Source organism: Flavobacterium sp. UMI-01 (assembly GCF_019656315.1).
Classification (GTDB): domain Bacteria; phylum Bacteroidota; class Bacteroidia; order Flavobacteriales; family Flavobacteriaceae; genus Flavobacterium.
In genome coordinates this window covers 171875-183197 of record NZ_BPLU01000003.1, presented here as the reverse complement: position 1 = coordinate 183197, position 11323 = coordinate 171875, and the positions used below count along the sequence as shown (strand labels likewise).

Genomic DNA, 11323 nt, shown 5'->3' with positions numbered 1-11323 from the left:
TGTATTATTTATTTGTATCTCTATGATAAATTTTACCGTCTAACCATTCTTGAACCGCTAAAGCGTGTGGTTTAGGCAATTTTTCGTAAAATTTAGAAACTTCAATTTGCTCTTTGTTTTCAAAAACTTCTTCAAGACTGTCATTGTAAGTAGCAAACTCTTCTAATTTTTCAGTCAATTCTTTTTTGATTTCAGAATTGATTTGGTTTGCTCTTTTAGCCATAATGGTTATTGCTTCATACACATTTCCAGTAGGTTGTTCAATAAGTGACTTATTGTAAGTAATTGTATTTACTGGGGCATTCGTCTTTTTTAAATCCATGACTTTTATTTATTTTGTAATTTTTGTAAATCTTCTTCTACTCTAGCTAACATTTCATCAGCCTTATTTTTGTATTTCGTATCTGGTTTAAAACTAATTAAATTTGAATACGCTTTTTTTGCTACTAACAAACGCTCTTGCATTTTATCTTCAACACTATTAATACCCAATTTGTAAGCTGAATCTAATCTGTAAAAAAGAGCATCTTCTTTGTAGGGTGTACCGGGATAGTCGTTGATAAAATTATCGAATGCTACTAGTGCCGATTTATAATCTGAAATTGTATTGTATCCTTTTGCATTTTCGAATACTTTTTTCTCTATTTTTTGAGAAAGATTTTTAACCAATTCATTCGCTTCTGCCAAATACGTTGAATTAGGATAGCTATCTATAAAATTTTGTAATTTTTCAATTGCTTTAAAGGTATCTGTTTGATCTAAACTATATACGGGTGATAATTTAGAATAACTCTTAGCACTTAAAAAAGCAGCTTCTTCTACCTTTTCACTTTTAGGGTAACTTGAGGTGAAACTTTCAAATTGATATCCTGCTAAATAAAACTGATTGGTTCTATAATAGGATTGTGAGAACATATAGAACAATTTTTCAGCCTGAGGTTTTCCTCTATAAGTGGTGGCCACTTGTTCAAACAATCGAATAGCTTTTGAATACTTCCCTGCTTCATACATTCTAGTCCCCACATCGTATTTGGCTGCAATATCTTCATTTTTCAATGCTTTTTGATATTCATTACATGATGTAAAGAGAGCTGAAAGAAGTAATAACGATACAAATTTTTTCATTTTATTTTTTTTTCGATTCAATTGTTAGTATCAACCTACAAAAAACCGTACCGAAGTTTCGGTGCAAATTTAGGTATTAATTTAGCCACTACAAAATATTTCTTTCGATAAGAAAAATCTAAAATTACTTATCAAATTTAGAAACAAATGCATCAATTCTTTCCGCTAAAGATTGGTCAACTGGCACCAATGGCAAGCGTAAATAATTTTCGGATATGCCTAACGATTTGAATACTTGTTTGATTCCTGCTGGATTGCCTTGCTCAAAAATCATATCGATACACTCCGAAAGACGGTAGTGCAACTCATAAGCCTCGTCCACTTTACGATTTAACCCTAAACGAACCATCTCTGAAAATGCAATTGGAAAACACTGACCGATTACGGATATGATACCTACTCCACCAGCTAATATCATCGGCAAAGCCAACATATCATCACCTGAAATCATCATGAAATCTTTGGGTTTGTTCTTTATAATTTCCATTGCTTGAAAAATATCTCCTGAAGCTTCTTTTAAACCAATGATGTTTTTACAATCGTTAGCCAAACGCAAAACCGTGGCAGGCAACATATTACTTGATGTACGACCAGGTACATTATAAATGATAACAGGCAGTGGCGAAGCCTGAGCAACTGCTTTATAATGCTGGTAAATCCCTTCTTGTGTCGGTTTGTTATAAAACGGAGAAACAGACAAAATCGCTTCGAAAGCAGACAAATCTCTCGTTTTCAACTCCTCAACAACTTTCATCGTATCATTTCCTCCAATTCCTAATACTAGAGGTAACCTTCCGTTGTTAGCCGAAACTATGGTATTTATTACTACTTCTTTATCTGCAGGTGATAACGTTGCTGTTTCAGCTGTTGTCCCTAAAACCACTAGATACTCCACTCCTCCATCTACTGAAAAATTTACTATTTTAGTTAAAGCCTCAGTATCAATTGACAAATCTTCTTTAAATGGAGTAATTAATGCAGCTCCAGTTCCTATTAATGATTGCATGTTTAGGTTATATTTTATTTAATATTTTTAAGTATCGAAACAACTCGTGAACAAAGACTTTATGATTTTCAGCAGTACTGTTAATCATCAAATCATTCAGTCTTTTATCAATAGAAGCGAAACCTGCTTTAAAATCAGCTTTTGAAAGATGAGTCACCAACAATAATATGGCTTTTTCAACATCGTAATAACTTATTAATAAATCAAATTCTCGATTTACAAATTCGGTAACAGCTGTATTATCTATCGTGGCTTTCCAGTTCAAACTTTTAGGGGTAAAAACAGGGTAATCCCTTGAATTACTTTTACTTAGCCTGTTTTTAAACACTATGACCTGAATATCCTCTCTCAAAATTCCATTGGACACTATTTGATCAATCAGCTCTTTTTTTTCTGAAAAATAATTTTCATCAATTAATAAGCCTACTGTTTTTATTTCCTTTGAGCTGGGAATAGTTCTTTCTGTGAGTAAACTATTTTTTATCCTTTTTTTTACTAAAAAACCCTTTAAATAATTCAACAGCATATTTCTTTTCTAATCCACAAAAATAATTAATTATGTCACAATTTAAGGGGTAAATCTAAAAAAGTATAATTGTGATTTCAAACTTTTTGTTATATTATTAACAATTAACACGTTATTGGATTCCATATTGTTTATTGGTCTCAAAAACCTTTACTATGAATAGTCCAATGCAACAAAAAAAGCGCCCTTAGGCGCTTCTTCTTACAACTTGTATTGATTTATATTAATTATAAACACTTTCTTTTTTAAAATGAAGTGTGAGAAGATAGTAAACAACAGCTCTATATTTATTAGCATTCGAACGACCATATTTTTCTATAACAGCATCAATTCCAGCATCTAATTCCGGACCATCCTTTAAACCTAATTTCTTGATCAAAAAATTGTTCTTCACTGTGTCTAATTCGGATTGTTGACTACCTGCAACAGTGGCCGAATCCTTGTTGTATATTGAAGGACCACAACCAATAGTCACTTTTGTCAGCAAATCCATATTAGGAGTTACACCGCATTTATCTTTTAAATCAGCTGCATATTTTGCTATCAATTCTTCTCTTGCACTCATAATTTATTTCTAATTTAGGTTAATAATCTCAAATATAACCAATTGATTACAAATATCCAATGAATCGCTTGCAAATAACACCTAGTTTTTACAGCAAACCTCAATTTACACCAATGATTTAAAAAACTGCAACAGTATTTTATCATTCTCCAAGGTAGGAGTCATGATTTCTAAAATTGCTGGTTTTTCATTTTGTTCAAAAAAGTCAGCTAAATTGTTTTCCAAACTTCTCTCATCTGTAGCCATGGCGTATTCTAATCCAAACATCTTAGCCAAATACAGTGCTGTTAATTGATGGGAAGTTTCGAAAAAGGTATTAAATACTGGGCTTTCCTGATGGCCTGGCAAAATCCTAAAAATACCTCCTCCTCCATTATTGATTAGAATAATTTTGAAATTTTTTGGAATGTAATTATTCCACAAGGCATTGCTATCATAAAAAAAACTTACATCACCAGTAATCAAAGTTGTTTGCTTTTTTGATGCCACAGCAGCTCCTATTGCAGTTGATGTACTTCCGTCAATACCACTAGTACCGCGATTACAAAACACCTCAATAGAAGGATGAATTGCAATCAATTGCGCATACCGTATTGCTGAACTATTACTAATTTGTAATTGGCTATCATGAGGTAATCGTTTTATAATTTTTTCAAAAACCAAAAAATCCGAGAACGGAATATCATTCAAGTAGGCAATTGTTTTTTGAGTTCTAACACTAACTATTTGACTTATTTTTTTAAAATAGTTACTTTCATTTTTTTGCGTAAGCGGTATAAAATGAGTAAAAAACGCATTGGGCTCTTCCTTAAAATGATGACTTAACACACCAAAAGTATCATACGCACGAAGCGCATCAACATGCCAATGCTGTTGCGGAGCATAATTTCGTAAAAATGCTTTGATGCGTTTAGAAACAATCATTCCTCCAAAAGTCAGCACCAAATCTGGTCTAAAATTTTCAAAATCTTCTGAAGTAAAAGGAGTAATAATAGTGTCTATATTATGCACAAAATGTGAGTGATACAAATTAGATGTGGTTTCAGTCATCACAACCACCGAAGGATCGTTAGCCAAAAAGTCAATCACTTCTTGGTCAATGGTATGTGGCGCATTTGCTCCTACGAGCACTAGTTTCTTAGTAGCACTGTTCCAAATAGTAGCATACAATCGAAACTCCTCAATTGTGGAACGCTGTATTTTTTCAGGAACAAAATTAGTGACTTTCGCATTCACAGACCACTCTGAAACAGTTTCATACAAAGGTTCTTCAAATGGCACGTTGATATGAACAGGCCCTTTTTGGTTTAAAGAAAAAGCAATCGCTTGGTTAATTTTTTCATCATTTTCTTCCGAAGCTTCTTCTGTAAGATTGGCATTGTATAGAGAATGATTGGCAAAAACATTTTCCTGACGAATGGTTTGACCATCTCCTATATCAATTTTGGATTGGGGTCTATCAGCCGAAATTACGATTAACGGAATCTGACTATAAAATGCTTCAGAAACTGCGGGATAATAATTCAACAATGCCGAACCCGATGTGCATACCACAGCAACAGCTTGTTTTGTTTGTTGTGCAATTCCTAATGCAAAAAATGCAGCGCATCGCTCATCTGCTATGCTATAACATTTAAATTCAGGATGGTTAACAAAACCGATGGTAAGAGGGGCATTACGAGAACCAGGGGAAATAATTATGTGAGTCACTCCTTTGGCCAAGCACAATTGAATAATGCTTTGTGCTAAAGGTATTTTTGGGTATATCATTGTATAATTTTCAAAGAAACAAATATACAAAGTTGGACACTTCTAGCTCACATTTGCTACCAGTTTTATTTATTATTTTTTTGACAAGAATAGGCACTGTATTAAAATAAAAACTACCCTAATTGAGAAAAACTACGCTATCTTTGCCTTTCTAAAAATTACCATGGATTTCACATTATTGTCATCGCCCTTACAAGGTTTTACCGATTTTAGATTTAGAAATGCTCAAAATAAACTCTTTGGGGGCATTGACACCTTCTATTCTCCGTACATTCGACTAAATGGTAAATTAAGCATCAAAGCTTCTTATGAACGGGACTTACTTCCTGAGAACAATACAGAATTAGAAGTGATTCCGCAAGTGATAACAAATGATGCCGACGAATTTATATTTGTGGCAAAATATATCAAAGAATTAGGATATAATGAATTGAATTGGAATTTGGGTTGTCCCTATCCGATGGTTACTAAATCTGGAATGGGTTCTGGATTAATAAGCAATACTGAACGAATCAACCACATACTTCAAAGAGCGCATTCAGAAACCGATATTCTTGTTTCGATGAAAATGCGTTTGGGTTATGAAAACACACAAGAAATTATTGATGTTTTACCTATTTTAGATCAATATCCATTAAAAAATATTGCCATACATGCCCGTTTAGGCAAACAACTTTATAATGGTGGGGTACATTTGGATGCTTTTCAAAACTGCATAGACCACACCAAACACAAACTATATTATAATGGCGATATTACATCAGTAACCAAATTTCAAGAAATGCAAGAGCGTTTTCCGTCTATCGACCATTGGATGATAGGCCGAGCCTTAATTGCAGATCCTTTCTTGCCCTCGATGATTAAAAACAACACCACTAATTATCCCGACAACAAACTCGAAGTTTTTAAAGAATTCCACGATACTTTATACGAGATATATAGTGAATCTTTGTCGGGACAAACCCATATTTTGCTAAAAATGTATCACTTATGGGAATACTTTTCGACTACATTTTCAAATCCACACAAAGTACTCAAACTCATCAAAAAAGCCAAAACTTTTAAAAATTACGATGCTGCCATAACCGAAATTTTCAAACAAGGATAATAATACTCCTTCTTTCAGTAAGTAGTACTAAAATACCTCATAAAAAATAAGGCCTAGTGCCCTACCAAAAGCACCAGACCTTACCAACAAACAAAAACAATCTCTAAAATGTGTAACTAATTTTCCCTTTTAGATAAAATGGGGTTCCAGGTGTAAAATGAATTTCTTCGACACTATTGGGTTCATTTTGCAATCGGCTTTCAGTAGCAAATTGTGTTTCGTTCCATTCACTATTCAATACGTTTTCAATCGAAATTCCGAAGCTCACCTTCTTCAATACATAATTGAGATTACAATCAACAATCCCATATCCTTTAGCGACTATAGAATTATCTTCATTGGCTGGACGATTTTTTAGGTGTCGGTAATGAATACCTCCTGAAAATCCATTCCATTTTTGCCAACTCAGTCCACCTGTTAATGTAAAATCAGGTGCAAGTGAGATATAATTTTGTCCTGAAGGCTCATCACTACTTCTGGCATACGTATAAGTCGCATCTGAGTCAAGAAATAAATAATCATTAATTTGATATCGAAGCCCTAAATCGGCCCCCATACGTTTTGTTTTACCACTAGGCTCTACAATTCCCGCATCTCCCACATATACAAATTCCTGCTCCAGAAATAATGCCCATAGAGCGGTATTCACTATTAACTTGGGAACGGGTTTGAAAATAGTCCCCAAATCAAAGCCCAAAGAACTTGGTAAAATTTGTTTTCCGTTATTTTCTACTACCACTCTAGTATCATTTGAATGGAAACCTAAACCTGTTTTTAAAAAAAACTGTGCATTATTATTTTGAGAATAAACAAAATTCAACTTTGGTGAAATTTTAAACGCTGTTTCAGCTTGTGTACGGTAAAACGATTCCAATTTATCTTGGTAATTATATTTGAAAAAATCAAAACGAACAGCCGGATTAATCAACCATCTTCCATGTTTAAATTCGGCATTCCAATAATTAAAACCATTAAACTGTTCTATATCGCCTAGCTTAATTGGATCCAATGTAGTTGTTCTACCTAGTGTATGAGATAGTTCCGTATCTTTAGTTGCATCGGCTCTAAATCCCAGTCCTGCTTGCAATTGTATATCCCAATCGTTATGTTTCATTTTTTTTGTCCAATCTGAATTCATACCATAAATAGAACGGTTTTCTTTTTGTTTGATTTGATCTCCGTTCACAGCGTCTTCAAGAAAAAAAGTAAAGTTTGAAAACAATTCAAAATCGTATTTAGAATAAAAAACGTTGGCTTTAAAAAAAGTATTTTCATCAATCGCTTTTGTTAAGGCTACATTAAAATTGGTGCGTGATGTACGCCCCCCCTCAGTATCATCCACTGCTCCAAAACGTGAAATAACACCTTCATCAACTAATCGTTGTGGGATTTGTCCTGAAGCATCCCAGCGACTGGCAAAATGTGAAGCTGTAAAGCTAACTTTACTATTCTCATCCAAAAGTGTTGTAAACTTACCAAGTAAATTTACTCGATTGAAATTTTGGGGACTATCAAAGGGGCCATCTGTCAAAATATACTCTGAGGCAATATAAGCAGATTGTTTTTTGGAGTTTTCCAAAAGAGAAAACATTCCCACCAAACGTTGCGTATTAAATTGTCCAGCTTCCAGACTAATAAAACTTTGCTCTAATTTTTCTTTGGTTTTAAAAGCAACATAGCCCGCAGTAGCAAAATCTCCCTTGTCAGCAAAATAGGCTCCTTTACCAAAATCAATTTTTTCCACTGTTTCTGGAATTACAAAATGCAAATCAGCATAACCTTGACCATGAGCATGTGAAACCATATTTACAGGCATTCCATCTACTGAAATGGCAATATCAGTACCATGATCTATATCAAACCCCCTAAGAAAAATTTGTTCTGCTTTTCCGCCTCCGGCATGTTGACCAATGAACAAACCTGGAACTTTGCGTAATATTTCTTGTGACGAATTGACTGGCGTGGTTTGCAAATCTATTTTAGAAATAACATTCATCGCTGAAATTTTAGGTTGAATTATAATTTCGTCCAACTTAAACATGGCATCTTCTAGTACCACAGAAATGTCAGTAGCACTGATGTTAAATTCTTTCTTTTTGTATCCAAAAGCTGTTACAACTACTAACTCACCCAGAATTGTTTTATCCAAAACGAATTGACCAAACTCATTGGTATGAGCATGAGTTGAGGAAGCGTTATTGCTTAAATAGGCATTTTCGATCGGGTTTCCCTTTGCATCTAGCACAATACCTTTTATAGTCTGTCCAAAAGCAGAAAATGAAACAACCGTCATTAATAACAAATAAAAATGTTTCATAAGATTACAATTGTTTGATTTTTGCTTCAAATTCAGGTCCTAACTCATAGATACTCCCTTCAAGTTCCTTTTTCAATTGTGGAATTTTATCTATTTGTTGGTTTGTTTTATAAATCATGGCCAAGTGGTATTGAATAATAGGCTCGTAGGATTGCCCGGCCACTTTTGTATTGGCAATTTCTAAAGCTTTTTTAGCATCACCATCTTTTAAATAAGACCAAGCCAATAAATCATACGATTCTGGTGTGGGTCGGTGTTGCACTTCGGTTTTAGCTATTTCTAGTGCTTTAGCAACTGTGGCTTGATTTTCGGCATAAAGTAAAGCATTGTATTTATTATACATAGCACCATAATTGTCCTTTGATAATTTTTCAAAGTAAGCGTTTTTAAACTTTTCTGCTTCTTCTTTATTTCCCTCAAATGAAGCCATTTCTGATTTTAACAAAAGAAAATCAGGAGCATCGTAGTTTTTTTCTATTGCCGAAATAATTCTTTTGGCCTCAGGAATATTTCTTTCATAAGAAAATACAATCCACGCAATTCCCTTGAGAGCATAAGCATTATTAGGGTCAATTGCTAACGTCTTTAAGTAATATGCATAAGAATCTGAAATACGTCCCGCATGACCATAAAAATCGGCAATATTCGAATAAGACCAAATTTTTAAAACTTTATTTTTTTCTTTCTCAGCAATAGTTTTGGCTTTTTCCATAAAACTAATAGCCGTGTCCAAATCCCCAATATGATCATTCCATTTTGCTAAACGTATCAGATAATCATAATCTTTCATATCTTTTATCGCTTCCAAATGGGTTTGAGCTTCGTTGTAATTTCCCAATTCCATTTGTACATCAAACAATAATTTTCGAGATTCCATTTGGCTTTCACCAATAGCCAAAGCTTTTTGTGCCAAAAGTAACGCTTCTTTAAATCGATGTTGGGCAATATAATTTCGTGCCAAGGCACGCAAACTTCCTACATTTTTATAATTTCGAGCTTGATTTGCTTTAACCAATAATTCTTCAGCTTGATACAAATAGTTGATACTCGCTGTTTGTTGAAATCGGGCAGTATATTTAGAAGCAATGATTCCCAAATATGATTTTTGGACGGTATCAGCAGCATACTTATCTTCCCAAAATTTAATTTCTTCCACTGTAAAATCAAGGTCTTCGTTTATTTTCATTCCCAAATAGTCATTATAATCCTTTGGATTGGTAATTTGCTTTGTGGATTGGTCACATGAAACCAGATTTAGTGCTACTACGAATACAATTAATATTTTTGATATTGTTTTCATAATTTTACTTTTTTGTTTTTGTTTGTTTTATTATTTGTAAAAAAAAACAGAGTACCTAGGTAATTTTGAGCACTCTGTCTTTTAGGGTATTCATTATTTAACTTACCAAGCAGTAGCTAAATAAGGGAACGATACGGTAAAATCTTTATCGTTTTTATTTACGTTATCTTTTGTCAAACCTGGATTTGATGTACCACTAGGTCCACCAAAAATCAAAAGTAATTCAGTATCAATTACGTCATCCCCTAAAGCACGACCTGTTAAAACATTCGTACCATCAAAAAAAGTAGTTTTTCCAGACGTTTTTACAGACAAAACATCTGTTGCTAAAACACCCGTAAAAGCATCCGCATTAAGTGTTAAAGCATTTGTTGTGTATGCTGAATTTAAAGCCAATAACCTCGCTTTGAAAACCGATTGGTATTTTGCTCCCATTTCAGACGGGATTGTTCCATTGAATTCATCTTTAGGCATTCCTGATGCTACAAAAACAGTATTAATTGCAGGTCGTCCCATTTGGTCTTGTTGTACATACGTTCCTGAAAAATCAGGTGCCGCTGAACCATTATTATCGTTATCATTACAACTTACCATTCCTACTGCACTTAGTAGTGCTACACTCATTATTTTGATTTTATTTATTGTTTTCATAATTATATTATTAAGGTTTAGCATGATTTATTTTAAAATCACAAATTATTTTTTACTGCAAAAGTTACTTATTGTTTTTTCTTTGTTTCAACCCAAGTATTCAATGTTGCAGCTGTCCCTAATTTTGATTTTGGAACTTCAATCACAACAGACAACACATTTGTACCAGCAAAAGTATCGATACCAGTAGTTCTAAATCCTGATGCTTTACCATCCAAAATATCTAAATATTGTCCCAAGTCAAAAAAGAAAGGGTCATCTCTAGGTCCTGCAAAAAATTTCATTCCGTTTTGCGAAGCCGTAATTGCTGAAGCTCCATATTTAGAAATCATAACATTTCCTGAAGACTTACTCATATCAATGGTACTCGATTTTCCTGTAGTAGCTGGAGCATAAGGACCAAAGAAATACATTTTATCTCCTTTACGAATAGCTTGTATCACTAAATCCTCCTTGTTATCCCCTGTATTATCAATATTTACTTCTATCAATACATTCTCATTGAAGGAAGCTGCTGCAGTATTAGCAGGACTTAATAATCCTTGTGTGTTTACAACAAATACCATGTTGTTTGTGTCTTGCCCTTGAAAAGCATAATAATCTGTAATGTCAGATGCCGTGTCCTTAACCGCTGGTGCGTCAATATGATCCGCAGCTACAAGGGTTAATCCTCCAATCGCTAATAACGAAAGCCCTAAAATTGTTTTTGTCTTTTTCATTGTGTGAATTTTTATGGTTATAATAGGATTTACGTGATTACTTGCTATTTGGTTTTAAAAAAAGTAAAAAAAAACAAAACAAAATACAATTACTTGTTTTTCAACACATTAAAAAATGTCTATTTTAAAATAAATAATTCTAAAAAGCCTTTAAAATTTTAAATAAACTTAGATTACGCATTTAAACATAGACCTATCTGCCAACAGGCCGATCCATGTAAAAATCAATAAAATCT

At 33.5% G+C, this 11323-nt stretch carries 11 protein-coding genes; 1 reads left to right on the top strand and 10 read right to left on the bottom strand.

Annotated features, from left to right (window positions below):
* Window positions 1-4: 4 nt before the first annotated feature.
* The 6 genes from K5R64_RS01955 to menD all read right to left on the bottom strand — a co-directional run bounded on the left by K5R64_RS01955 (window position 5) and on the right by menD (window position 4992).
* Window positions 5-322 (bottom strand): DNA-directed RNA polymerase subunit omega, encoded by a 318-nt coding sequence (locus tag K5R64_RS01955; RefSeq protein ID WP_220760297.1) that lies wholly within the window; start codon window positions 320-322, stop codon window positions 5-7.
* A 5-nt stretch (window positions 323-327) separates the two neighbouring features.
* Window positions 328-1125: an outer membrane protein assembly factor BamD gene (locus K5R64_RS01950; protein ID WP_220760295.1), complete on the bottom strand. Its 798-nt coding sequence runs from the start codon at window positions 1123-1125 to the stop codon at window positions 328-330.
* Window positions 1126-1249: 124 nt separating this feature from the next.
* The gene (gene dapA, locus K5R64_RS01945) at window positions 1250-2131 is read right to left on the bottom strand and encodes a 4-hydroxy-tetrahydrodipicolinate synthase (protein WP_220760293.1); all 882 of its coding nucleotides are present in this window, start codon (window positions 2129-2131) and stop codon (window positions 1250-1252) included.
* 7 nt (window positions 2132-2138) lie between these two features.
* A complete protein-coding gene (locus K5R64_RS01940; protein ID WP_220760291.1) occupies window positions 2139-2657 on the bottom strand; it encodes a DUF6913 domain-containing protein in 519 nt (172 codons plus the stop codon).
* A gap of 223 nt (window positions 2658-2880) precedes the next feature.
* Window positions 2881-3222 (bottom strand): DUF2853 family protein, encoded by a 342-nt coding sequence (locus K5R64_RS01935; RefSeq protein ID WP_220760289.1) that lies wholly within the window; start codon window positions 3220-3222, stop codon window positions 2881-2883.
* Between the two features lie 105 nt (window positions 3223-3327).
* Window positions 3328-4992 (bottom strand): 2-succinyl-5-enolpyruvyl-6-hydroxy-3-cyclohexene-1-carboxylic-acid synthase, encoded by a 1665-nt coding sequence (menD, locus tag K5R64_RS01930; protein ID WP_220760287.1) that lies wholly within the window; start codon window positions 4990-4992, stop codon window positions 3328-3330.
* Window positions 4993-5155: 163 nt separating this feature from the next.
* On the opposite strand from menD, the gene K5R64_RS01925 reads away from it, so the two are divergent.
* Window positions 5156-6100, top strand: coding sequence for a tRNA-dihydrouridine synthase (locus K5R64_RS01925; protein WP_220760285.1), 945 nt, complete (start codon window positions 5156-5158; stop codon window positions 6098-6100).
* A 103-nt stretch (window positions 6101-6203) separates the two neighbouring features.
* Here K5R64_RS01925 and K5R64_RS01920 read toward each other — a convergent pair whose 3' ends face one another.
* The 4 genes from K5R64_RS01920 to K5R64_RS01905 all read right to left on the bottom strand — a co-directional run bounded on the left by K5R64_RS01920 (window position 6204) and on the right by K5R64_RS01905 (window position 11087).
* Window positions 6204-8417, bottom strand: a complete 2214-nt coding sequence (locus K5R64_RS01920) for a TonB-dependent receptor domain-containing protein (RefSeq protein ID WP_220760283.1) — start codon at window positions 8415-8417, stop codon at window positions 6204-6206.
* A gap of 4 nt (window positions 8418-8421) precedes the next feature.
* Window positions 8422-9717 (bottom strand): tetratricopeptide repeat protein, encoded by a 1296-nt coding sequence (locus tag K5R64_RS01915; protein ID WP_220760281.1) that lies wholly within the window; start codon window positions 9715-9717, stop codon window positions 8422-8424.
* A gap of 102 nt (window positions 9718-9819) precedes the next feature.
* On the bottom strand, window positions 9820-10368 hold the full coding sequence (locus K5R64_RS01910; RefSeq protein ID WP_220760279.1) for a DUF4331 family protein: 549 nt from the start codon (window positions 10366-10368) through the stop codon (window positions 9820-9822).
* Between the two features lie 68 nt (window positions 10369-10436).
* Window positions 10437-11087 (bottom strand): DUF4331 family protein, encoded by a 651-nt coding sequence (locus K5R64_RS01905; protein ID WP_220760277.1) that lies wholly within the window; start codon window positions 11085-11087, stop codon window positions 10437-10439.
* Window positions 11088-11323 lie beyond the last annotated feature (236 nt).

Excerpts from the sequence above, each read along its gene's own strand:
- K5R64_RS01955 (WP_220760297.1), bottom strand. The coding sequence starts at position 322 with ATGGATTTAAAAAAGACGAATGCCCCAGTAAATACAATTACTTACAAT.
- dapA (WP_220760293.1), bottom strand. The coding sequence starts at position 2,131 with ATGCAATCATTAATAGGAACTGGAGCTGCATTAATTACTCCATTTAAA.
- K5R64_RS01935 (WP_220760289.1), bottom strand. The coding sequence starts at position 3,222 with ATGAGTGCAAGAGAAGAATTGATAGCAAAATATGCAGCTGATTTAAAA.
- K5R64_RS01910 (WP_220760279.1), bottom strand. The coding sequence starts at position 10,368 with ATGAAAACAATAAATAAAATCAAAATAATGAGTGTAGCACTACTAAGT.
- K5R64_RS01915 (WP_220760281.1), bottom strand. The coding sequence starts at position 9,717 with ATGAAAACAATATCAAAAATATTAATTGTATTCGTAGTAGCACTAAAT.
- menD (WP_220760287.1), bottom strand. The coding sequence starts at position 4,992 with ATGATATACCCAAAAATACCTTTAGCACAAAGCATTATTCAATTGTGC.
- K5R64_RS01925 (WP_220760285.1), top strand. The coding sequence starts at position 5,156 with ATGGATTTCACATTATTGTCATCGCCCTTACAAGGTTTTACCGATTTT.
- K5R64_RS01920 (WP_220760283.1), bottom strand. The coding sequence starts at position 8,417 with ATGAAACATTTTTATTTGTTATTAATGACGGTTGTTTCATTTTCTGCT.
- K5R64_RS01905 (WP_220760277.1), bottom strand. The coding sequence starts at position 11,087 with ATGAAAAAGACAAAAACAATTTTAGGGCTTTCGTTATTAGCGATTGGA.
- K5R64_RS01940 (WP_220760291.1), bottom strand. The coding sequence starts at position 2,657 with ATGCTGTTGAATTATTTAAAGGGTTTTTTAGTAAAAAAAAGGATAAAA.
- K5R64_RS01950 (WP_220760295.1), bottom strand. The coding sequence starts at position 1,125 with ATGAAAAAATTTGTATCGTTATTACTTCTTTCAGCTCTCTTTACATCA.